The sequence below is a fragment of the Aquisphaera insulae genome, from assembly GCF_011064615.1.
Classification (GTDB): domain Bacteria; phylum Planctomycetota; class Planctomycetia; order Isosphaerales; family Isosphaeraceae; genus Aquisphaera; species Aquisphaera insulae.
In genome coordinates, this window is record NZ_JAALJH010000088.1 from 16,020 (window position 1) to 37,428 (window position 21,409).

General features: G+C 66.7%; 19 protein-coding genes, 2 tRNA genes and 1 pseudogene. 5 read left to right on the forward strand and 17 right to left on the reverse strand.

Annotated features, from left to right (window positions below):
- Positions 1 to 3: 3 nt before the first annotated feature.
- The 6 genes from G6O54_RS30355 to G6O54_RS30380 all read right to left on the reverse strand — a co-directional run bounded on the left by G6O54_RS30355 (position 4) and on the right by G6O54_RS30380 (position 5,100).
- Positions 4 to 1,194 carry a hypothetical protein gene (locus G6O54_RS30355; protein WP_165232254.1) on the reverse strand — a complete coding sequence of 397 codons (1,191 nt, stop codon included), beginning with the start codon at positions 1,192 to 1,194 and terminating at the stop codon, positions 4 to 6.
- A gap of 341 nt (positions 1,195 to 1,535) precedes the next feature.
- Positions 1,536 to 2,396 carry a KPN_02809 family neutral zinc metallopeptidase gene (gene ypfJ / locus G6O54_RS30360; protein ID WP_165232257.1) on the reverse strand — a complete coding sequence of 287 codons (861 nt, stop codon included), beginning with the start codon at positions 2,394 to 2,396 and terminating at the stop codon, positions 1,536 to 1,538.
- Between the two features lie 167 nt (positions 2,397 to 2,563).
- Positions 2,564 to 3,784 carry a S1C family serine protease gene (locus G6O54_RS38445; RefSeq protein ID WP_261357719.1) on the reverse strand — a complete coding sequence of 407 codons (1,221 nt, stop codon included), beginning with the start codon at positions 3,782 to 3,784 and terminating at the stop codon, positions 2,564 to 2,566.
- Between the two features lie 100 nt (positions 3,785 to 3,884).
- Positions 3,885 to 4,499 (reverse strand): 16S rRNA (guanine(966)-N(2))-methyltransferase RsmD, encoded by a 615-nt coding sequence (gene rsmD, locus G6O54_RS30370; protein ID WP_165232263.1) that lies wholly within the window; start codon positions 4,497 to 4,499, stop codon positions 3,885 to 3,887.
- 4 nt (positions 4,500 to 4,503) lie between these two features.
- The gene (locus G6O54_RS30375; RefSeq protein ID WP_165232266.1) at positions 4,504 to 4,974 is read right to left on the reverse strand and encodes a PTS sugar transporter subunit IIA; all 471 of its coding nucleotides are present in this window, start codon (positions 4,972 to 4,974) and stop codon (positions 4,504 to 4,506) included.
- A gap of 39 nt (positions 4,975 to 5,013) precedes the next feature.
- Positions 5,014 to 5,100, reverse strand: a tRNA-Leu gene (locus tag G6O54_RS30380).
- A 369-nt stretch (positions 5,101 to 5,469) separates the two neighbouring features.
- Here G6O54_RS30380 and G6O54_RS30385 point away from each other — a divergent pair.
- Positions 5,470 to 5,685, forward strand: a complete 216-nt coding sequence (locus G6O54_RS30385) for a hypothetical protein (RefSeq protein WP_165232269.1) — start codon at positions 5,470 to 5,472, stop codon at positions 5,683 to 5,685.
- A 233-nt stretch (positions 5,686 to 5,918) separates the two neighbouring features.
- Here G6O54_RS30385 and G6O54_RS30390 read toward each other — a convergent pair whose 3' ends face one another.
- The 4 genes from G6O54_RS30390 to G6O54_RS30405 form a co-directional block, all read right to left on the reverse strand.
- Complete coding sequence (locus tag G6O54_RS30390; RefSeq protein WP_165232273.1) at positions 5,919 to 6,533, reverse strand: helix-turn-helix domain-containing protein; 615 nt, start codon at positions 6,531 to 6,533, stop codon at positions 5,919 to 5,921.
- Between the two features lie 2 nt (positions 6,534 to 6,535).
- Complete coding sequence (locus G6O54_RS30395) at positions 6,536 to 6,901, reverse strand: type II toxin-antitoxin system HigB family toxin (RefSeq protein ID WP_165232276.1); 366 nt, start codon at positions 6,899 to 6,901, stop codon at positions 6,536 to 6,538.
- A gap of 753 nt (positions 6,902 to 7,654) precedes the next feature.
- The gene (locus G6O54_RS30400) at positions 7,655 to 8,743 is read right to left on the reverse strand and encodes a hypothetical protein (RefSeq protein ID WP_165232279.1); all 1,089 of its coding nucleotides are present in this window, start codon (positions 8,741 to 8,743) and stop codon (positions 7,655 to 7,657) included.
- A gap of 391 nt (positions 8,744 to 9,134) precedes the next feature.
- Positions 9,135 to 9,216, reverse strand: a tRNA-Leu gene (locus G6O54_RS30405).
- Between the two features lie 84 nt (positions 9,217 to 9,300).
- Between G6O54_RS30405 and G6O54_RS30410 the strand changes: the two genes are divergently transcribed.
- Both G6O54_RS30410 and G6O54_RS30415 read left to right on the forward strand, forming a co-directional pair.
- Entirely contained in the window at positions 9,301 to 11,010 is a 1,710-nt protein-coding gene (locus tag G6O54_RS30410; protein WP_165232282.1) for an FAD-dependent oxidoreductase, read from the forward strand.
- Between the two features lie 209 nt (positions 11,011 to 11,219).
- Positions 11,220 to 11,978, forward strand: coding sequence for a Bax inhibitor-1/YccA family protein (locus G6O54_RS30415; RefSeq protein WP_205679088.1), 759 nt, complete (start codon positions 11,220 to 11,222; stop codon positions 11,976 to 11,978).
- Positions 11,979 to 12,068: 90 nt separating this feature from the next.
- Here the strand turns inward: G6O54_RS30415 and G6O54_RS30420 are convergent, their stop codons facing one another.
- Positions 12,069 to 13,241 carry a Gfo/Idh/MocA family protein gene (locus G6O54_RS30420; protein WP_165232288.1) on the reverse strand — a complete coding sequence of 391 codons (1,173 nt, stop codon included), beginning with the start codon at positions 13,239 to 13,241 and terminating at the stop codon, positions 12,069 to 12,071.
- Positions 13,242 to 13,591: 350 nt separating this feature from the next.
- The gene (locus G6O54_RS30425; RefSeq protein WP_165232291.1) at positions 13,592 to 14,773 is read right to left on the reverse strand and encodes a Gfo/Idh/MocA family protein; all 1,182 of its coding nucleotides are present in this window, start codon (positions 14,771 to 14,773) and stop codon (positions 13,592 to 13,594) included.
- Between the two features lie 337 nt (positions 14,774 to 15,110).
- Here G6O54_RS30425 and G6O54_RS30430 point away from each other — a divergent pair, with 337 nt between their 5' ends.
- Together G6O54_RS30430 and nikR are read left to right on the forward strand one after the other, a co-directional pair.
- Entirely contained in the window at positions 15,111 to 16,256 is a 1,146-nt protein-coding gene (locus G6O54_RS30430) for a Gfo/Idh/MocA family protein (RefSeq protein ID WP_250847163.1), read from the forward strand.
- A gap of 185 nt (positions 16,257 to 16,441) precedes the next feature.
- Positions 16,442 to 16,840 (forward strand): annotated as a pseudogene (nikR, locus tag G6O54_RS38950) (nickel-responsive transcriptional regulator NikR); the annotation flags it as partial.
- A gap of 209 nt (positions 16,841 to 17,049) precedes the next feature.
- Here nikR and G6O54_RS30440 read toward each other — a convergent pair.
- The 5 genes from G6O54_RS30440 to G6O54_RS30460 form a co-directional block, all read right to left on the reverse strand.
- On the reverse strand, positions 17,050 to 17,412 hold the full coding sequence (locus G6O54_RS30440; RefSeq protein WP_165232297.1) for an STAS domain-containing protein: 363 nt from the start codon (positions 17,410 to 17,412) through the stop codon (positions 17,050 to 17,052).
- Between the two features lie 121 nt (positions 17,413 to 17,533).
- Entirely contained in the window at positions 17,534 to 17,824 is a 291-nt protein-coding gene (locus G6O54_RS30445) for a PAAR domain-containing protein (RefSeq protein WP_165232300.1), read from the reverse strand.
- Between the two features lie 10 nt (positions 17,825 to 17,834).
- Positions 17,835 to 18,455 (reverse strand): DUF6931 family protein, encoded by a 621-nt coding sequence (locus G6O54_RS30450; protein ID WP_165232303.1) that lies wholly within the window; start codon positions 18,453 to 18,455, stop codon positions 17,835 to 17,837.
- 21 nt (positions 18,456 to 18,476) lie between these two features.
- Positions 18,477 to 20,762, reverse strand: a complete 2,286-nt coding sequence (locus G6O54_RS30455; protein WP_165232306.1) for a type VI secretion system Vgr family protein — start codon at positions 20,760 to 20,762, stop codon at positions 18,477 to 18,479.
- 354 nt (positions 20,763 to 21,116) lie between these two features.
- Positions 21,117 to 21,320: a DUF6960 family protein gene (locus G6O54_RS30460; RefSeq protein WP_165232309.1), complete on the reverse strand. Its 204-nt coding sequence runs from the start codon at positions 21,318 to 21,320 to the stop codon at positions 21,117 to 21,119.
- Positions 21,321 to 21,409: the final 89 nt, after the last annotated feature.

Genomic DNA, 21,409 nt, shown 5'->3' on the forward strand with positions numbered 1-21,409 from the left:
ACGTCAGGCCGTGATGGTGCCGACGTTCATGATCGGGTTCGTGTTCGCCGGGAAATTCGGGCTGATGCCCGGGATCACCACCCGGCTGGCACCCGTCACGTCGCCGATGATGTAGATCGGCTGGTCGATCTGGCGGCCGATCACGAAGGCGCTCCCCGCGTTGACGTTGAGCGCCCCCTGGAGGTAGGCCCCGACCGATGGCTCGGAGAGGTTGGACGTCGTCCCGACCACGGCCTGATTGAGCGACAGCACGTTGCTGCCCGACCCGGTCCCCTTGGGGGGCTGGAGGATGGCCCCGAGGTCGCGGCCGATCGTGATCTTGGAGCCGTTGGACAGATTGATGTCGCCGCCGGCGTTGAGGAGATTCAGGTCGCGGCCGATCTCGATGCTGCTCCCGGTGTTGAGGTTGATCCCCTGGAGCACGTCCAGGGTGTTCACGCTCCCCCCCGTGCTGATGGACGCCCCCGGCTGGATCGAGTTGAACGCGATCCGATCGACGGTCGACGTCCCGCTCACGACGATCGGGCCCGACAGGTCCGCGGAGTGGAAGCCCTCGATCGAGCCGATCTGGCCGCTGTTGACGGTGATCTGGCCGACGTTGAGCAGGTGCCCCTGGTTGGCCTGCCCGTAGGCGTAGCTGTGGGCGTATCCCTTGCGGATCGCCGAGGGCAGGGGATTGATCGTCAACTGGGTGTTCGCCGTCGAGCCGTCCACGATGATTCCGACCTTGCCCCCGGGCATCGCGTAGGCCCGGACCACGCCGATCGGCATGGGGTAGGTCGACGGCTGGATCACCGACGCCGGGGTCGTCGACGTCTGGGTGTAGGTCCCCCCCGCGCCGTCGCCCGCGGTCGTGGCGACGGTATTCGAGATGTACCCGAGCTGGATCCGGTACTTCGTGCCGTCCACCGACACGACGTTGATCGCCTTGCCACCCCGGATGGTCTGGGTGGCGGCGGCGTGGATCGTCCGGAATTCCCGGTTGAACTTGGGCGCGTTCTTGACCCACTGGGGCATGTTCACGTTCCGCGCCAGCCGGGCGGACGGGTTCTTGAGCAACGCCGCCGAGGTGCCGAGATACTGATGCAGGCTCATCTTGGCGGTGAGCAGCATGCGGTCTTCCAGCCGGCTGTCGATGGCCGGGCGGAACGCGCGCGATGGAGTCCGTCGGCCGTCCGTGCGAGAATCCGACATGCGAGGATCCTTCCTGGTCGCGGGGAAGTGCGCTTGGACTTCCTTTCCCGGGCAGGACGAACGGGCGGGGCGAGGCGAGGCGAAAGGTCCCCGAATCGCCACCGGTCACGCCGGGATCAAGCGCGAGGGCCCCCGGCCGAGGTCCTCGACCGGCAACCCAATCTGCTCGAATTATCGGCGTCCGCCGGCCGCCGCAGGGCCGAAACCGTCGGCCGGACGTCATCCGGGTTCAGCGGGGAAGGGTTAAGCCGGCGCCGGCAGTCGCGGAGGGGGAAGCGATCCTGACGATTGTCGCGACGAGGCCGGCGCGGCGGGTTCGGCCGGGGTCGGGTCGAGTCGGCTCAGAGATCCGGGGCGCTGAACGTATCGCCGCCGTTGATGTCGCCCGACACCAGGCCCTTGCGGAACCACTTCACGCGTTGGGCCGCCGAGCCGTGGGTGAAGGAATCCGGCACCACGTAGCCCTGGGCACGTTTCTGCAACTTGTCGTCGCCGATCTGCGAGGCCGCGTTGAGGCCGGACTCGATGTCTCCTTCCTCCAGGATGTGCCGCTTCGCCTCGGCGTGGTGGGCCCAGACCCCGGCCAGGTAGTCGGCCTGGAGCTCGAGCATGACCGAGAGCTTCTTGCCCTCGAGCTCGCCGACCTGCTGTTGCATGCGGGAGACCTTCTCGCTGATCCCCAGCAGGTTCTGGACGTGGTGGCCGACCTCATGGGCGATCACGTAGGCCTGGGCGAACTGCCCGGGGGCCTTGAACTTGTTCGCCAGCTCCTCGTAGAAGGCCAGGTCGATGTAGACCTTCTGATCCGCGGGGCAGTAGAACGGGCCGACCGCCGTGCTGGCCATCCCGCAGCCATCCGTCGTCACCTGATTGCGGAAGAGGACCAGCCGGGTGGGCTGGTAGCGCTTGCCCGCCTTGGCGAAGATCTCGGCCCAGACGTCTTCCGTCAGGCCGAGAGTCTTCCTGACGAGCGACGACTGCTGCTTCTCCTCCTCGGTCTCCTTGAACTCGCCCTGCTGGGCCGGCGCCTGCTGTTGCTGCCCCATCCTCTGAAGCAGGGCGCGCGGGTCCGCACCCGTGATGAAGCTGGCGAGCAGCACGAGGATGATGGTCCCGAGCCCGCCGCCGACGACCATCCTGCCCGGCGACATCGCCCGCCGGTCCTCCACGTTCTCGCTCTCACGCTCGTCATCTAGCCGCATGTGATTTTCCTTCGAAGGTGCGAATGGAGTTCGATCGGCACGACGGCGGATCGTCTCGACCGAGGTGGAGCACCCTCGACGTCCGCAATCGTCACTCATGCAAGATATTCGGGCGACCCGGGTCGTTCAACCACGGCCGGGAGAAAGGCCTCCGGCGACCGGCCCCATCAGGATTCGCCGAGCGTGACCTGAATGTCAACGGGCTTCTCCTCGCGGACCACCGTGACCCGGATGGTCGCTCCGGGCGGGTGCTTCTCCACCTCGTTGAGGAGCTCGTCGACGGTCTTCACCCGGCGATGCTCGATGGCGACAATCAGGTCGGCGGAGTCGGTATCCAGGTAGCGGCGGACGAAACCCATCCCGAGCCGCTCCTGGCGCACCTGGGCGGGCTGGATGCCGGCCTCCTCCGCCGGCCCCCCCGGGACGAGCTGCACGACGAGGAGTCCCTCGCCCGTGGCGTAGACCCGGGCGATCCCCAGGTCGCCCCGGATCACCCGCCCCTTCTCGATGAGCGGCTTGAGGATCCTCGCGATCGCATTGATCGGCACTGCAAAGCTGATGCCGGCCGACTGGCCGACCTGGCTGACGATCGCCGTGTTCATGCCGATGACCTGGCCGTGGGCGTTCAGGAGCGGGCCGCCCGAGTTCCCCGGGTTGATGGCCGCGTCGGTCTGGATGATCCCCTTGATCATCCGCCCGTTCTTGGCCTTGAGCGAGCGGTCCAGGCTGCTGACGATCCCGGTGGTCAGCGTCCGCTCGAGTCCGAACGGATTCCCGAGCGCCAGGATCTTCTGCCCCACCATCACCCGGGAGGAATCGCCGAAGACCACCGGGAAGAGCTTGTCCGCGGCGACGTTCACGGCCAGCACGGCGACGTCGTTGGACGCGTCCTGGCCGATCACCTTGGCGGGGTGCGTCGAGCCGTCGAAGAGCGTCACCCGGACGGCCCCGGCGCCCTGGATGACGTGGAAGTTCGTCATCACGTGGCCCTGCTTGTCGATCACGAACCCCGACCCGGAACCCGACGAGCTCTCGTCGCCGAAGAAGCCGATCCCCTCGGATTCGGTCGTGATGTTGACCACGCTCTTGTTGACGTTGGCGTAGATCGAGACGTTGTTGCGCTCGTCCGCGTCCAGGTCCTTGAGGATCTCCTCGGGCTTCGCGGGCGGGGCCTGGACGGCCGGGGGCGTCTGGAGCTCGGTCCTGATGGTCGGGTCCAGATCGCGGGACGGGGCGTCGAGCGGCGCGATGGGTACGTCGCGGGACTGGTCCACACCCGCCCCCCGCTGCGCCGATCCACGCAACACCAGCCGCGGGCCGAAGAAGACGAAGACCAGCACCAGCGTCAAGGCGACCGTGGCCGCATGGGCCGCGATGGTTCGTAGCATCAGAACTCTCCGACGTTCTCCCGTAACTCTCACCCGGCGAACGCAACCGCCGCCCTTTGAACGCATTGTAGGACGACCCGGGTCGCCGTCCAATCGGTTTTCAGGCGAGCGGGGAGCTCTCATCCGGACAGGCCGGGGCGGGGGAGGGCTCATAGAAGACCAGCAGGGTATTCCCGTACTTCTTCTGCCGGGTCTCGCGGAGCGGGCCGGCGTCGATCGGCCCGTACTCCTTGGGATGGATCTGGACGATGACGAGGCCGTTGGCGAACTCCTCGTCCGAGCCCGGATCGCCGCGGCGGAGCAGCTCCGGCCGGGCCTGGAGGATCTCCATCGCCTCCCGCCACATCTCTCGATACTGGGGCGGGGCCACATAAATCAGGTCGAACGAGAGCGACGTCGATCGGAGGAATCGGAACGAATCGGCCTGGTGCACGCTCGCCCGGCCGGCGAGCCCCGTCACGGCGAGGTTCTTGCGGATCACGGCGACGGCCTTCGGCTCCAGGTCCAGGAACGTGCAATGCCGGGCCCCCTGGCTCAGTGCCTCGATGCCGACGCTTCCGCTGCCGGCGAACATGTCGAGCATCTCCACCCCTTCGATCCGGGGCCGGAGGATGTCGAAGAGCGAGGTCTTGACCCGGTCCACGATCGGCCGGGTCGTCCGCCCCGGCACCATGGCCAGCTCCCTCCCCTTGGCTTCACCGGCGACCACGCGCATGGCATCAAACCTCGACGCTTTCCAGGAACTCCCTCAGTCCCTCCGGGAAGTCCACGCAGAGCAGGACCGTTCGGAACGCCGGATCCTGGAGGCGGCCGAGCCACGCGTCGAATAGGTCCTTCTTCGCGGCGTCCCCGGAGGGATCCGCCGGGGAGAGGATCAGCAGGACGAAATGGACGGGCCCGCCGTCCAGGCTCTCGTACGCAAGCCCTTGTTGCGAGAGGCCGAGGGCGGCGACCGTGCGATCGAGCCCCCGGTGCCAGGCATGGGGGATGGCGACCCCGTCGCCGATGGCCGTCGGCCCCAGCTCCGCCCGATCGACCAGGGCGCGGCTCAGGTCCGGGGCGAGCGCGGCCGGCACGTGACCGCCCCTCGCCAGATCCTCGACCATGGCCCGAAACGCCGAGTCCCGATCCTCGATGCCGAGTTCGTCCAGGAAGAGGATGCTCTGGATGCTGTCGGCCAGGCGGATCAAGGGCGTGGGACCATCGGGGCTGGGACCAATCTCACCACCATGCGAGAGGCGGGAGTCGAACCCGCACACCTTGCGGTACAGGATCCTAAGTCCTGTGACGGGATCGACGCAAGCCCAAGCCTCGCAACGTGTACTCGTCACATCAAGGGGGCTTCTCCCTTCCCTTGCCCTACGGAAGCGAAATCCCCATCGAGCTGGTCCTCGTCGTCGAGGCGTGGCCGGACCTCCCGGAGCCGACCAAGGCCGCCGTCCTGGCCATCGTCCATGCGACAAGAACCGGAAGCGAGGCGCATCCATGGAGGGCCATGGCCGACCATCGCTGATGATCTTCTTGGGCGCCCGGAATTTCCTCTGATGCCGCTATTGCCCCGCATCGCGGAGTGGAGTGGTCCTCGCAAAGGTCCTTCCGATGGCCGAACCAGGTAAGAGTGCACAGGACGACCTCGAAATGCATGAATGACCTTGTTGCCATCCCAAATCACCAGGGCTACCACAATGGGGACTTACTGCCGACGCCGAATCCGTGAACGCGAGCTCCAGGAGGCCGAACTCCGCGCGCAGGGCCGCATCCGCTCCGCCAGCCCGGAGGATCGAGACGCGATCGACCTGGATGACCTCTATACGGCCTGGAATCGGGCAACCCATGGCGTGCGGACTCGGTTCATGGCGACCGCCGGGCTGAGGGATTCCGCCGGCCAGGGCGACAACTAGCAAGTGGCGTCGTCGAAGGCGTGGACGACGGACTCGAGCGGCTGTTCGACTCGCTGAAGTGAGCCGACTAGGTACAGACGGCGATCGGTCACCGAAACAGCCCTGGCTCGTTGTCAGGGGTATTCCCCCGACCGTTCCGGGTGTAGCGGCCGGGGGTTTCTGCTCACTGGCGTGGTGGGAGGCGTTTGTCGGAAAATTCCCGACAAAGAGCGCGACCGTCGGCCACTGTTCGATCACGTTCCCTTTAGGAAGACATCCGGCGAGACGTGAAAGAAATTTGCGAGGGTCACCACTTGATCCTTCGTAAGCCCCCTCTTGCCGCCTAGGACGTCCGAGATAGTGGGTTGTTTGATGCCGGTTAGCTCGGCCAGCCTGGTCTGGCTCAGGTCTTGCAGCCTCATCAGTTCTCGAAGGACATCGCCCTCTGATGCATCCGAGATGGGGAAAGCCTTGCTCTCGTAAGCCTCAATGAGATCAGTCAAGGCACTCAAATACTGGTTCACCCCCTGATCCTTGGTTTCCCGCTTCAGCAGTCTCTCGATTACTGAGAGGGCCCGGTCCAAGTGGTGATCGTTCCGGATCCGCTCAAGAGGAAAACGCTTTACGAGAGTGAAGTAGGCCGCTCGGTCCGGAGGCACCCTTAATGTGAAGACTATGTGAGACTTCGGCGGCGGCGGTGCCGGAGTCCGTGGTGGCTGCTTTGTTATTGCGGCGTCCGTTCGGGCAGCCTTCTTTTCGAGGCGCAGTCTCTTCTTTTCGAGAAGCCGCTCTCTCGCGGTGAGATTTCCCCCTGTCTGCCGCGCCTTGGTGTGTTTATCCTGCGCGGTACCTCCGGTCCTAAATCCCATGGCTATCCCCCCTTCGGCTGCTCTTTTTTACCATGCTTGCGAGACACTGTGCCCCTTGCCGACGTCATCTTGGAAGGTAGCGGGGTACGGCAGCCGCATTGATCAGGCCAGAGATTCTTGTCATATTCCGGGTGGTCCATCACACGCCTGATGTACAACGTCTGCTGGGCAAAGTTCACGATGGCGATGAGTCGGTAACGATTGTTGCCGACATCGAAGACAACGCAATAATCGACCTTGTCGGCCGATCTGAAGGTCTGCTTGAGAGCCGCGAAATTCTCCCAGTGGCTCTTTGAGGCGATCTTGAACCAGGTGTCGCAATCGCGCTTCGCGATTTCTGCGTCTCCCGTTCTGGATGCGCAGAACACCCGCAATGCCTTTCTGCTTATGACATGCACTGACGGCCCACCAGAAAGAATGCCGGGCTAGTTCAAGTATCGCCACGAGCCCTAGGAAAATCCAGAGAGTTATACCAAATCGCGATAACCCGCGAAACTTGATCTGAAAAAAAGATCATCCGGCTAAAGCGCGCCGGACGTGGAAGGGGCTCGGCCGAGGCCGATCGGCCCCCCCCGGTGGCTGCGGCGGAAGTGCGGCGACGTCGCGGAGGCGAGGGCCGGTCCTTGAGTCATCGGGACCATGGCCCCGGCATGAGACATCGGGAGATCGCAGGCGGCCGGGTGGCCGTGGTAGAGCCGAAGGCGATACCATGGGATCAGATCGGCCCGCGATCGAACCGTCCCGCCGGCCAGCCCTCCATGGTGTCGCTGCGCTTCCACCACGGCCACCCATCGCTCACGTCCGGATCGAGTGCGGACAACGCTCGCTTCGGCACGTCCGATTCCATGGGGCGCGCGCTTCAACCGGATGAGCCGAAAAAAACTGATGATCAGTCACAGTCCTTCGCCCGGCGATACCCCGCCGCCTCCACCTCGCCTGAGTTGGCGAGGGCGACACGGTTCTCCGACCTCATCGTGGCCGCATCGGGACGCGTGGGCTTGTGGTAGATCCGACTCCGGCGACGAGGCCGTCGCGGCTTGGCTGGAAGCCGAGCATCGCAGGCGATGCCCCAGCCCGTCGGACCAGTGATGGTGAGCGGAGCGAAGGGCCGAAACGCAGCCTTACTCTTGCGCCCCTCCGCCCTGAATGTGCTGAATGAACTGCGCCGGGATCCGAAATCGGAAAAAGCCTGATTGGCCGACATTCAGGGCGGGGATCTCGAGGTCGAGATGAGTTGCCGTGCCGATCGGAGCCTCGAAGACGAGGTGATCCTTGACCGACTTACCGGGATAGATTGACTCCTCCTCGGTCCGAAGCTCGGGGAGGCTCGAAAAGCCAAAATTGATGCCACGGTAGCGGTTGCCGAAGTTGTCTTTGAGTGTCGCGCTGTCTCGCTCGAAAGAGAATTGCTTGCCTGCCAACGTCTTGAAGTCTAGCTTGCGGTTTTGATCTAGGTTTGAGATTTCCACCACGATCGAGAGCAGTGGCTCCTTGGATACGCCACGCTCATTCTCTCGCCCAGGGAAGGGTGTTCGGTCTCTCAACGAGACCGGAGCGAGAATCACCGACATCAAACGCACTTGGACGTTGCCGAGTTGGCCAGGCTGATCGGGGGATAACCAGGTCTCAACGATCGGGGCTGGCTCAGCGGTAGGTTGAACCGCTAAGGCAGGCGCTGACGCAGCCCCGATTGGTTGGGCCTTCATGTCGGGGGCCACCGGCGCGAGGGAAATGGCAGGCTGAGCCGAGCGGCTGGCTTTCTGATTCGCTTCCTTCATAGCCTCGCCAACCCTGTTGGCGACTGTTCCTGTCATCGCCACCGAGAGCACGATGCTGCCCAGGCAGAGGACGATTCCTATGGAGGAAGTCACGACCTTTCCGCGCCGGCTAACCAGGCCATAGATCAGACCGATCGCGCCGAGGAGACCACCCAGCAGTGCAACGGGAACTGCGACGAGACCAAGGAATGGAACCCACGCGATCATCATCGCGATGATGCCCAGGACGAAGGCTGCGACTCCAACTGGATTCGTCCGCTGTCGTTCGGGTATTGCAACTTGGATGATTTGCTGGAATGACCGATCAGGGGCGGCTCGGATCTCGACAATCGAGTCTAGCTTATCGGACGACATAGCCGCGGTTGAGACCCTACGGGTCATACTCTCGGCGGGCTCAACCCGGGCGGGCGTGACGACCGTAGGAGTCGCCACCTCTGATACCTCCAACCCCTGAGCATTGATTCGGAAGTCATGGCCACAACTGGGGCATTTCACCCTGGCCGTGGCCTTTTGGGGAATCGTCTTGGACGTGGAGCGCGTGCGACCGCAGCTCGGACAGGTAATTTGCGTCATCGTGACACCTCAGTGCATGGGAATGCGTGTAGCTACTTCGCTCAGACGCACTGGATCAACCATGGTATCATTAGGTGTCCATGCCGTCCACCAAGTTCTCCGGGAGGAGTCTGACGTTGGAAGATCCGCATGACGGCGGCTTCAGTGGCCCTGGGTCGACTTGATTGATTGCATGATATGTCGTCAATAACTCGTCTCGTCCTGGAAAAGACAGGGCGGGACGGCTTCTGTCGGGTTGAGACGGGAAGAATGCGAGAGGCGGGAGTCGAACCCGCACACCTTGCGGTACAGGATCCTAAGTCCTGCGCGTCTGCCAGTTCCGCCACTCTCGCGAACGGGGACCGCCGGCTTCCTGGGGCCGGCGTCATGATTTATCGTAACAGACTCGCCTCATCCCCAGAAAGGTTCGAACAGACATGAATCGACGCCGATTCCTCGGGCAGACCGGCTCCGGCCTCGCGGCCCTGATGGCCGCCGCAAAGCGAGCTTCGGGGGAAGTCGCCCGGTCGTCCGGCTTCACCCGCGAGATCGCCGCCGATCTCGTCGTCATCGGCGGCGGGCTCGGCGGCTGCGCGGCGGCCATCGCGGCGGCGGAGAGCGGCCTGACCGTCGTGCTGACGGAAACGACCGACTGGATCGGCGGCCAGCTCACCGCGCAGGCCGTGCCGCCGGACGAGCATCCCTGGATCGAGCAATTCGGCTCGAACGCCCGATACCGCGACCTTCGCGACGGGATCCGCGCGTATTACCGGAGGCACTATCCGCTGACGGCCGCGGCCCGCGCCGATCGGCACCTGAACCCGGGCGGCGGCGGCGTCTCCCGCCTCTGCCACGAGCCGAGGATTGCCCTCGCCGTCCTCTCGGAAATGATCGCGCCCTTCGCCTCCGGCGGCAAGCTCCTGGTCCTCCTGGAGCACGATCCGATCCGCGCCGAGGTCCAGGGGGACCGGGTCCGGGCCGTGGTCGTCCGGGATCGACGGTCCGGGGACGAACGGACGCTCGTCGCCCCTTACTTCGCGGACGCCACCGAGCTTGGCGATCTCCTCTCGATGGCCGGGGTCGAGTTCGTCACCGGCGCCGAGGCCCGCGCCGAGACCGGCGAGCCTCATGCTCCCGAGATCGCCCGGCCCGACGACCAGCAGGGCATCACCGCCTGCTTCGCGATGGACTATCTCGACGGCCAGGACCACACCATCGACCGCCCGCGGGATTACGAATTCTGGCGAGATTTCGCGCCCAGGCTCACGCCCCCATGGCCGGGCAGGTTGCTGGCGCCTCAGTACACGCATCCGGTGACCCTGAAGCCCGTGGACCAGGGCTTCGACCCTCGGGGCCGCGGCGCCGGCCTCTGGAATTACCGGCGGATCGCCGATCCCCGCCAGTTCGAGCCCGGGACCTTCCCCGGCAGCAGCGGGATCACGCTGGTGAACTGGCCCCAGAATGATTGCTGGCTCGGGCCGCTCGTCGGCCCCGGCGTCACCCCGGCGCAGGCCGAGGCCATGGTCGCGAAGGCGAAGCAGCTCAGCCTGTCGCTCCTCTACTGGCTCCAGACCGAGGCCCCTCGCCCGGACGGGAAGGCCGGCTGGCCCGGCCTCCGGCTCCGCCCGGACGTCGTCGGCACCTCCGACGGCCTGGCCAAGGCCGCCTACATCCGGGAGTCCAGGCGGATCAGGGCCGAGTTCACGGTCGTCGAGCAGCACGTCGGCACCGAGGCCCGCCGCAGGGCCGCCGGTCGGGACGAGGTCTCGGCCGAGCCGTTCCCGGATTCCGTCGGCGTGGGCTCCTATCGGATCGACCTCCACCCGGGGACCGGCGGCACGAACTACATCGACATCAGCTCACTCCCGTTCCAGATCCCCCTGGGCGCACTCATCCCCCGTCGCGTCGAGAACCTGCTGCCGGCCTGCAAGAACATCGGCACGACCCACATCACCAACGGCTGCTACCGGCTTCATCCCGTCGAATGGGCCATCGGCGAGGCCGTGGGCACGCTCGTGGCTCATTGCCTGGGATCGAAGCTCGCTCCCAGGGGGGTCAGGAAATCCCAGGACTCCCTGGCCGAATTCCAGCGCCGGCTCGTCTCCCGCGGGGTGGAGCTGGCCTGGCCCGTCCTGACTCCGCGTTGAATCTTGCATGCCGGATATCGTCCAATCACAAAGTAGCGGTTTTCCTTGCCAAGGCGATCGTCTGGCCGGACAATGTCCTTTAATTCTCTGAACATCTGAATGCCGAGGGCGAATGATCCTTCGGGCATCGAGCATCGTACATACGGGAGATGCCGGGCTGTCGACCGCGCGTTGGCGGCTCGACGATCCCCGGCACTGGAGGTTTCGGCGTGGCGACAAGCAATCCGGCCTTTTCTCAGGACATGTTCGCCGGTTACGGCCAGGTCTACGGCGTACCCCGGAGTACGGTGACGACGGTGCAGGGGACGATGGGGAAGTGCTTCCTGCTCCTCGGCATCATGACGGGCTGCGCCCTCTTCGCGTTCCAATCGATGGCGACGGGGTCGCTCGCTCCCGGTGTCCTGCCGGTCGCGGGGATCGCGGGCTTCGTCCTGGCGCTCGTGACCATCTTCAAGCCGACGCTGGCCCCGTGGACCTCCCCGGTCTACGCCGCGATGGAGGGCGTCTTCCTCGGCGCCGTATCCCAGGTCGTCGAGATGCGGTTCGGCAAGGCTTACCCCGGCATCGCCCTGCAGGCGGTGATGCTGACGGGCGGCACGTTGCTGATGATGCTCTTCGTCTATGGCAACGGCATCATCCGGGTGACCGACCGGCTCAAGTCGGGCGTCATCATGGCGACCGGCGCCCTCTGCCTCTTCTACGTGGCGACCATGCTGCTGCGCCTCTTCGGCGTGACGATGCCGATGGTCTACAGTTCCTCGCCGATCGGGATCGCCTTCAGCCTGTTCGTCGTCGGACTGGCCGCGTTCAACCTCCTCCTCGATTTCGACTTCATCGAGGAGGCCGCCGCCCGGCAGGCACCCAAGTACATGGAATGGTACGGGGCGTTCGGCCTGATGGTCACGCTCGTCTGGCTCTACCTGGAGATGCTCCGGCTCCTCCAGAAGGTCGCGAGCAACCGCGATTGATCGGAGAGGTTTGCGAACGACGGAAACAGAAAGGCCCGGGAGACGACACGCGTCTCCCGGGCCTTTCTTCATCAATCCCGCGGCACCCGATCAGTTCGCGACCTTGACCCACGAACGATCCTTGGCGCTCGCGGCGATCGCCTCGCAGATCTGGACCTCGCGATGGCCGTCGGCGAAGGTGGGGAACTTCGGGGTCCCCTTGCAGCCGCCGGCGATGAAGCCGTAGAAGGCCAGGTCGAGCTGCTTGAAGGCGTCCGGGAAGCCCTCGGCGTGGCCGCCGGGATAGTGGCTGGCCTCGGCGGCATGGGGCGACAGGAGCGACGGGTCGCGGTTGAGCAGGGAATTGGCCCCGCCGCGGCGGCCCAGCCAGAGGACCTCGGGGGACTCGCTCTCCCAGACCATCGATCCCTTCTCGCCGCAGACCTCGAGGAAGAGGCGGTTCTTGCGGCCGGCGTGCATCTGGTGGACGTGGAACGTCCCTCGGGCGCCGCCGTCGAGGTGCAGGAGCACCGCGCCGTAGTCCTCGGTGGTGATCTTCACCTTCTCGGTCGCCTTCTTGGCGGCGTTGGGGCCGGTGAAGGTCTCGGCCCCGCCGATGGGCCGGTTCCGCTCGGCGTGGAAGGTGGCGAGGTCCGCATTGACCTCCTGGATGTGCAGGCCGGTGACGAACTGGGCCAGGTCCATCCAGTGGGTGCCGATGTCGGACACGGCGCGGAGGTTGGCCCCGCCGTCGGGCTCGACCCGCCAGTTGTAGTCATCCTCCAGCAGCAGCCAGTCCTGGGTGTAGGAGCCGGTGACGGACAGGATCCGGCCGAGCTCGCCGCCGGCGACCCGCGCGTGCATCTCCTGGCAGAGGGGATAGAACCGCAGGTTGTAGTTCACCCCGGCCGCCTGCTTCGGGAGGGACGCGGCCAGCTTCGCCAGCTCGGCCGTCTCCTTCGAGTTGTTGGCCAGCGGCTTCTCGCAGAGGACGTGCTTGCCCGCCTGGAGCGCCTTCTTGGCGTGCTCGAAGTGGACGTGATTGGGCGAGGCGATGTGCACGGCCGTGATCGCGGGATCGGCCAGGAGCTCTTCCAGGGTGCTGTAGACCTTGGCGATGCCCGAGCGCTCGGCCAGGGGCTTGGCCCGTTCGGGCGAGATGTCGAGCAGGCCGGCCACCTCGACGCCGATCCGGCGGAGGGCCTCGGCATGGACCGGACCGATGAAACCGCCGCCGATCAGCGCCACCTTTTGAGGACTGGCCAGTACGTGAGGTGCACCCATAAGGAACGTCCTTCCGCGAGAGGAGAGTAAGGGCCCCCGGGGCCCGAGAGATCTCAGTGTCTGTCCCAAACCTCGGTCACCCTGTGATCCGGGACTCCTCCGCGACGAAAGGGAGGCCGGAGCTCGCTTCCCCCCTTACCAAGGGGGGATTCACGGGGGTGTTTTCGATCGCCTCGGACTGCTCGAACCACCCCCTCCGGCTCCCCCTTAGTAAGGGGGAGAGCCAGATTTCGGCTCCCGATGGGCTGCCAGAAGGCTTGTGGAACAGACCCTCACCTAAGCTAACGGGCCGGCAGGCACGCCGCAATCGGCATGCGAGCCGGCCCGGGGTCGGGAAAACGCGGCCTGGATTACTGGATCTCGCTCAGGGGGACCGGCCGCCGCTCGGCGGCGGAGACGAGCGCGGCTTCCAGGACGCGCTGGGTCTGATAGGCGTCCTCGAAGTCGGGGATCGGCACGGTGGGCTCGTGGTTCGTCAGGGCGCAAAGGATGTCATACGCCTCGTTGACGAAGCCGTGCTCGTAGCCCAGGGTGTGGGCGTCGGGCCACCAGTTCGCGGAGTAGGGGTGATCGCCGCCGTGAGTGCACATGATGGTCGTCCAGCCCTGCACGGCGCGGGGGCGGGTGGCGTCGTAGAACTGGAGCTCGTTCATCCGCTCGAAGTCGAACTTGAGCGAGCCCTTGGAGCCGTTGATCTCGAACCCGTTGCGGTTCTGGTTGCCGGTCGCCTGGCGGGCGGCCTCGAAGCTGGCCACGGCGCCGCCGGAGAACCTGGCGAGGAAGAGCAGGGTGTCGTCCACGGTGACCGGGCCGGTCTCCGCCCCGCTCTGGACGCCGGCGGCGATGCCGCCGGCCGCCGCGCCGACCATCAGCTTCCGCTGCTTGATGAAGGTCTCGGCGATGGCCCCGGAAATCTCGGTGATCTCCTCGCCGGTGACGAACCGCGTCATGTCGATGATGTGGGCGTTCAGGTCGCCGTGGGCCCCCGACCCGGAGCCTTCCTTCTGGAATCGCCAGACCAGGGGGATCGACTCGTCGGCCCAGTCCTGGAGGTAGAACGCGCGGACGTGCCGGATCGTGCCGATGGCGCCGTCCTTGACCAGCTTGTGGGCGAAGGCGACGGCCGGGCAGCGGCGATAGTTGTACCAGACGAAGGTCTTGACCCGGGCCTTGCGCGCGGCCTCGACCATCTCGCGGGCCTCGGGCAGGGTGCCGGCGATCGGCTTCTCGCACGAGACGTGCTTGCCGGCCTCGATCGCCGCCTTGGCCATCTCGGCGTGGAGGTGGTTGGGCGTGACGATATCGATCAGGTCGATCTCCGGGTTCCGGAGCAGCCCCTTCCAGTCGGTCGTGGCGTGCGCCCATCCCCAGTGGTTCGCGAACATCTTGGGGTGCTCGATCGGCCGGCCGCACGAGGTATGCATGACGGGCCGCGCCGGGGGCTTGAAGAACTTGCTCACCTGGGACCACGCATTGGAGTGCGTCCGCCCCATGAAGCCCTCGCCGATCATCGCCACGTTGATCTCGCGCATCGAATGACTCCTCGCCGGATCTCGGCTGCGGGCGCGGGCGCGGAAGGTGCGGGCGCCTTCGTCTCGCATCGCTGACGGTCGTTCGTAGGCCGTGCCCGGCCCCAGCCTATCGAGGGGCCGCGGACCCTCATCCCGGCCAATATAGCGGGCGCCGGGGCCCGCTCCAAGGGTCGACCGATCGCCCACCGGCTGCCTCCCCGGGCCGGGGACCGCCCTTGCGAGCGGGAGCCTCGAGCGGCTAGTCTCACGGGATCTCGAGGTCGGCCGGCACACATCGCCGACGTCGACTCGACGGCGATCCTCGGCGGGGCGGCGAATGATGGGAGCTCGGTTGAAAATGCGGGTGGGGATGGTCGGCGGCGGCGGCCCGAAGAGCTTCTTCGGCGCCCCCCATCGCCGGGCGATCCTCATGGACAACACCGCCGACCTGACGGCCGGCGCCCTCCGGAGCGGCGCCGAGGAGTCGCTGGCCGCGGCCCGCGAGCTCTGCTTCGCCCGCGGCTATCCCGACTGGCGGACCCTGGTCGATGCCGAATCCGCCCTCCCGGCCGGCGAGCGGATCGATTATCTCACCATCGTCACGCCCAACGACGCCCACTTCGGCCCGGCCGAGGCGGCCGCCGCCGCCGGCATCGCGGTCCTCTGCGAGAAGCCCCTCACGACCACCCTGGACGAGGCCCGGCGGCTCCAGGCGCTGGTCCTCTCCGAGGAGGTCCCGTTCCTGGTCGCCCACACCTACACCGGCTACCCCATGGTGATGCTGGCCCGCGAGCTGGTCCTGGGCGGTACGATCGGAGAGATCCGCAAGGTCGAGGCCTGGTACCGGCAGGGCTGGCTCTCCGCCCGCCAGGAGGCCGCCGGCAACAAGCAGGCCTCGTGGCGCGAGGACCCGGCCAAGGCCGGCGCCTCGGGCTGCGGCGGGGACATCGGCATTCACGCCTACATGTTCATTCGCTTCGCGGCGAATCTGCACGCCGTGAGGCTGCTCGCCCGGATGAAGTCGGTCGTCCCGGGCCGGCCCCTGGACGACGACTTCACCGCCCTGGCCGAGCTCAACAACGGCGCCATCGCCACGGTCTCCGCATCCCAGATCACCACCGGCGCCGAGAACGACAACGGCGTCCGGATCATCGGCACCACCGGGACCCTCTCCTGGTCCCACCTCCATTTCGATCAGCTCGAGCACTGCGTCAACGGCCAGCCGGTCCGGATCTATCGCCAGGGGGCGGACTGCACGTACCTGCCCGCCTCGATCCGACCCTACCTGAGGCTCCCGGCCGGCCATCCCGAGGGCTTCCACGAGGCCCTCGCCAACCTCCACCGCTCGCTCGAATGGACGATCCGACGGGCCCGGGGTGAGCCCGCGCCGACCCCTTTCGCCCACCCCGGCATCGCCGACGGCGTGGCCGGGATGGCATTCATCGAGGCCGCCGTCCAGAGCGCCACCGGCGGCGGCTGGGTCGACGTCCCGCGCGGCCGGTAGTGCTTTGTCACCGCTTGATTTTCGTGTTGGCAGCAGGACAGGCAGGAATGCCTGTCCTCCGAAATCTCCAACACACCTGGCTTTAAACCCGGAGGACAGGCATTCCTGCCTGTCCTGCAACCCGAATTCTGAGCGTTGACAGGGGACTAGCCTCTCCTCGACAGGCCGACATCGGGAGCACCCGCATGAAAGATCCCCTGGTCCGGTTCAGCGTGGCGATCGGCGGCGAGCTCCTCAGGCGATTCGATCGATATCGCAAGGAGCACCGGTATCCGAACCGGAGCGAGGCGGTCCGCGGCCTCATGACCGCCGCCCTCGTCGAGGACGTGATCGGGCAGGACCAGAGCGAGGCGATGGGGGTGGTCACCCTCGTCTACGATCACCACGCCGGCCGGATCGCCGAGAAGCTCACGGAGCTACAGCACCGGCACGTCGAGCGGGTGGTCACCACGACCCACGTCCACCTGGACGAGCGCCGGTGCCTGGAGGTCATCCTCCTCCGCGGCGCCGCCAGCGTGGTCCGGCAGCTCGCCGACGACCTGATCGGGATCAAGGGGGTGGAAACCGGCCGCCTGGTCCTGACGGCCGCCCGGCCGGTCGCGGGGACGCACGAGGACCACGCCGGGCACGACCATGGCCACCCCCACGGACACGGCCACGAGCACGGACACGGCCACGACCACGACCACGGGAATGGGGCCGACCCCGATCACCCCCCCGAGCAGTCCCGCCCCGCGCCCGCCCGCGGGCGCCGGCTCAAGAAGCGGCCGGGCCGATCGAGCCGACGCAGCAATCAGGCGAGCGATTGAATCGCCTCTTCCTCGGTCTCGAAGATCGTCGAGACCTTGTCGAGGCCGATGATGTCGGCGCCGAGGCGGACCTCCGGGTCGAGCTCGCAGAAGCGGACCGTCGCCCCCCGGTCATTCGCCTGCTTCACGACCCTGAACAGGACGGCGAAGCCGGTGCTGCTGAGGTATTTCGTGTGCTTGAGGTTGATGACGAGCTTCTTCGCCCATTCCTGGCCGGCGACGAGGGTCAGCTCGGAGCCCAGCTCCTGCGCCTGGGGCGGGAAGCGGAGCTCGCCGGGGAGGACCTCGACGACCGCGACGTCGCCGACCATGTTGGCCTTGATGTGCTGGAACTCGCCGGTGGACATGATGCAGATCTCGATCGTTGGGGGGGCAACCTTTCCCTTCCCCGTAATTCTAGCATCTCCGGCGGGCGTCCGTCGTCAGCTCGCCCGATTCGGAGGGTTCCGCCGCCCTCGGCCCGGCGGGTCAGGCGATCAGCACGGTCGGACAGCCCATGACGATGGAGCCGCCGTGCGCGGTGAGGTCGCCCAGACGGGCGGCGGGCATGCCGCCGATCAGGACCGTGAAGGATCCCAGCGCGATCACGTCGGGCGGGCCCACGCAGGTGGCCATATCGGCCACCCGGGCGGCGGGCATGCCGCCGATCAGGACCGTCGGGCAGCCCGGGGGCAGGATCGGCCCGCCCACGTGGGGCACGATCCCGGTGACCATCGGGCAGACGTGCATGTCGCCGGCGCGGGCCGCGGGCATGGGCATGGGCGAACTCCTAGCGCTTCTTGAGGACCGGTTTCGGCGGCAGGATCCGCGAGGGAGCGGGCCAGGTGTCCTTCCCCTCGGCGACGTCCCTCCCGATCGCGAACGACGCGGCGTACTTCGACTCGACCTTCTCCGGCTCGCGGACCACCGACGCGAGCATGATCGCGCCGATTGCCGCGCGGGGGGTCAGGTCCTCGCCGGGGGGGACGGCCTGAAGCTCGGCCGGGGCCAGGCTGCCGCCGCTGAGGAAGGCGGCGAGGGCCGTGCAGCCGGCCGGCGTGCCGATGCCGGCGCCTTCGGCCGCGGGCCAGCAGGCTCGTCGTCGGTCGTCGCTGGGATCGGTCACCCACTCCCGCGCCGCCTTCAGGGCCGCCTCCGCGGCCGGGGCCGCGGATCCGTCCGGGTCCAGGGTCGTCACGCACCGGCAGGCCCACCAGACGACCGCGCGGCGGGCCATCGCGTGGGCCAGGAAGCGAATCCCGTCGAGGGGCGGTCCGCTGGCGGCGAGTGCCTCGAGATAGCCGCCGGGTGACATCCCGTCGCGGAGCAGGGCGGTCGCGGCCTCGCCCAAGCCGGCCCGCCGGGCGACGTCAACGGCGTACCGCTCGTCGATGAAAACCAGGTCACTCACGGCGATTCAGTTCTCCATCCCCTAGCCGATCATCGTGATCCCGCCCTTGAGCTGCGCCATGGCGTCCGCGGAAACCTGGACCATCATCCCCTTGACCTCGGTCTGGATCTGGCCCTGGATCTTGACCATCAGGCCCTGGATCGTGATGCCCGTCTGGTCGATCTTGATGCTGTTCTGGCCGACCTTGAGCTCGATCGATTGCATCGCCTCGGTCGAGCTGGAGCCCAGGTCCAGCTTCGTCGTCTGGTTGCCCATCGAGATCGTCAGGGCGTCGTTCCCCATGGCGATCTTCACGCTCCGATTGCCCTGCTTGACCTCCTCTGTGACATTCCCGTTGACCGTGACGCTCCGGGTCCCCTGCGAGACCTCGAGCGTGTCGTTCCCCTGCTTCACCGTGGCGGACCGATTCCCCTGGGTGATCGTCAGGGTGTCGTTCCCGGTCTTGAGCGTGGTCGTCCGATCCTTGTAGATCTCGACGGTCTGGCTGCCGCTGGCGGCTTGCCCTTCGCCCGTGCCCACCTTCAGGGACTGGCCGTTGTAGATCTCGACGGCCTGGCTCCCGTCGTCGCAATTCGCCGCGCCGACTTTCAGGCTCTGGTTGTTGTAGATCTCGGCGGTTTGATTGCCCTTGTCCTTCTTGTCGAAGCCGACTTTGAGCGTGTCGTTGTTCTCGACGACGCGGTTGAAATCCTTCTCGGCGTGGAAATAGATCTCCTCGGAGTCTTTCTTGTCCTCGAACCGCAGTTGGTTGAAGTTCTCGGGCGCCCCGTGGAGGGTGCTCCGGCTCAGGTAGCCGCTCTGGGTCTTGTTGTCGGGGAGCGTGTAGGGGGGCATGTTGGCGGCGTTGTAGACCCCCCCGACGATGATGGGCCGGTCCGGATCCCCCTCCTCGAAGGCGACGATGACTTCCTGGCCGACGCGGGGGATGTGGACCATCCCCCACTGCCGGCCGGCCCACGGCGTGGCGACGCGGACCCAGCAGGAGCTATTGCCGTCGTTCTGGCCGTCCCGATCCCACGGGAACTGGACCTTCACGCGCCCGTATTTATCCGTGAAGATCTCGTCGCCGGAGTTGCCCACGACGACCGCCGTGTGCGGCCCCTCGACGACCCGGCGAGGGACCGTCCGCTCGGGACGGAACGGGAGCGCGGCCGGGATGCACTCGAAGTCGTTCTCGTAGTCCGCCGATCCGTCGCCGCCGCTCGTGTAGGTGTCACCCATGGTCATCCGGTGGGTGACCCGCGTCAGGACGTACGAGCCATCGGCGTTGAAGTGGCGATCGAGCGTGAACTTGCAGCCGGACGTGAACTGCCGGCAGGTGCCGGAGCCGCCCAGCCGGATGGCCGAGGCATTCTCCTCCTGCATCCGGATTCCCACGGTCCGCTCGTTGTCCTGGAAGACGTTCTGGATGTCGGCGGCCCGGTCGGCGCCGCCGGGCGTCACGCCGTCGAACCGCTTCGCGTAGCCGCCGGGGAAGTCATAGACCTCGAGCGCGTCATTCCCTCCCGCGGTGAGGCTCATCGAGACGGCCCCCGCCTGGACGGCGCCGGCCGCGGCCTTGGCGGCCTCCAGCGACTGGCCGGGGAGCTCGAAGCACTGGTCGCGGAGCGTGACCTTGCCGGATCGGATCTCCTGCCGCCGCCGCCAGGCGTGCACGCGGTCCTCGTCGCGGAGCCCCCCCTCGACCTCCTCGTAGTGGACCGTCGCCTCGCCCGGGACCGTCGGATGGCTCATCGGCGAGTCGGCGAGGACCATCTTGTGGCTTCCCTGCGCGTGCGTGAAGTAATAGTAGATCCCTTCCTCTTCCATGAGCCGGGTCGCGAAATCGAAGTCGCTCTCGCGGTACTGGACGCAGTAGTCCCGCGGCTTGTAGGTCCCCTGGAGCTGCACCTCCGGGGCGATCGGACCGAGGACGGCGGCGAGGATGTCCTTGACGGTCATCTGCTGGAAGATCCGGCTGCCGACCTTCCGCGTGAGCAGCCAGAGCCTGGGAACGAGCGTCGCCTGATAGAGGGTGAAGAACGAGGGGCCCAGCGATGAGGAGACCCGCCCCCCCTGGCTCACCTCGCTGAGGATGCCCGATAGATACCGGGACGAGCCGTCCGGCAGCCGGAACGCGACCGTGGCCTCCTGGCCCAGGAGCTGATCGAAGTTGATCACGACGGTCGAATCGGCGAGCATCGCCAGCCGGAACTCGAAAAGCCGCGACAGCGCCTCGGTCCCCTCCACGCCCTGAAGCAGCAGGACATCCGTCCCCAGCGGGGTCGTGATCGAGAGCGGGCGGTTCGCCTGGCTGTACTGCGGCATGGGTCCGACCTCCCCGCACCGGCGGGCCGTGTCTTGCCGGCAAACTCGAGACATGCTCATGCGTCGAGCGCCGACGCGAAGTCGGCCAGCCGATTGTGACCTGCCCCCGGATCCGAATCAAGCAGGAACGCGCGGCATGTCGACCCTGGCTCGGCTCGGGTCCAGGTCGACCTGGCCGATCAAGGGAGGAGCCGATCGTACTCTCCGTGCGACCCGATCCAAGACCGAGTGGACGTGCGCCGTCCACCATGCCCAGCCTCGCCACACCTTGCCGAACCGAGCGGACGGGGCGCGACGAGACGCCACGAGTAGGCAGCCAGTGATCAGGTGAACAGGAACGATCGCCGCATCGGATCAGGGAGCGACGGCCTCCAGATCTTCGGTGAAGTAGCGCTTCGGCACGCGGCGGCCCTCCTCCTCAATGTAGTAGGTGTACCGCGCGTCCTTGTGGTGCCAGATCACTTCGCGGATGGAACCCAGATGCGGCGTCCTGTTGCGGGCGTTGACGAGAACGCGGACAGGCTGGCCCACACGGTGTGTCGGTTCCGGACGGGCCACCCTCGTCGTCTCCCGAGCCGCCGTACGACCGCCGCTCCGCCGAGCCGACCTTCGAGGTTAGACTCGCCGCGGCCTTAAGGTAGAGGAGC

Excerpts from the sequence above, each read along its gene's own strand:
- G6O54_RS30355 (WP_165232254.1), bottom strand. The coding sequence starts at position 1,194 with ATGTCGGATTCTCGCACGGACGGCCGACGGACTCCATCGCGCGCGTTC.
- G6O54_RS38445 (WP_261357719.1), bottom strand. The coding sequence starts at position 3,784 with ATGCTACGAACCATCGCGGCCCATGCGGCCACGGTCGCCTTGACGCTG.
- G6O54_RS30385 (WP_165232269.1), top strand. The coding sequence starts at position 5,470 with ATGGGGACTTACTGCCGACGCCGAATCCGTGAACGCGAGCTCCAGGAG.
- G6O54_RS30445 (WP_165232300.1), bottom strand. The coding sequence starts at position 17,824 with ATGCCCATGCCCGCGGCCCGCGCCGGCGACATGCACGTCTGCCCGATG.
- G6O54_RS30410 (WP_165232282.1), top strand. The coding sequence starts at position 9,301 with ATGAATCGACGCCGATTCCTCGGGCAGACCGGCTCCGGCCTCGCGGCC.
- G6O54_RS30430 (WP_250847163.1), top strand. The coding sequence starts at position 15,111 with ATGCGGGTGGGGATGGTCGGCGGCGGCGGCCCGAAGAGCTTCTTCGGC.
- G6O54_RS30420 (WP_165232288.1), bottom strand. The coding sequence starts at position 13,241 with ATGGGTGCACCTCACGTACTGGCCAGTCCTCAAAAGGTGGCGCTGATC.
- G6O54_RS30425 (WP_165232291.1), bottom strand. The coding sequence starts at position 14,773 with ATGCGCGAGATCAACGTGGCGATGATCGGCGAGGGCTTCATGGGGCGG.
- G6O54_RS30455 (WP_165232306.1), bottom strand. The coding sequence starts at position 20,762 with ATGCCGCAGTACAGCCAGGCGAACCGCCCGCTCTCGATCACGACCCCG.
- G6O54_RS30440 (WP_165232297.1), bottom strand. The coding sequence starts at position 17,412 with ATGTCCACCGGCGAGTTCCAGCACATCAAGGCCAACATGGTCGGCGAC.
- rsmD (WP_165232263.1), bottom strand. The coding sequence starts at position 4,499 with ATGCGCGTGGTCGCCGGTGAAGCCAAGGGGAGGGAGCTGGCCATGGTG.
- ypfJ (WP_165232257.1), bottom strand. The coding sequence starts at position 2,396 with ATGCGGCTAGATGACGAGCGTGAGAGCGAGAACGTGGAGGACCGGCGG.
- G6O54_RS30390 (WP_165232273.1), bottom strand. The coding sequence starts at position 6,533 with ATGGGATTTAGGACCGGAGGTACCGCGCAGGATAAACACACCAAGGCG.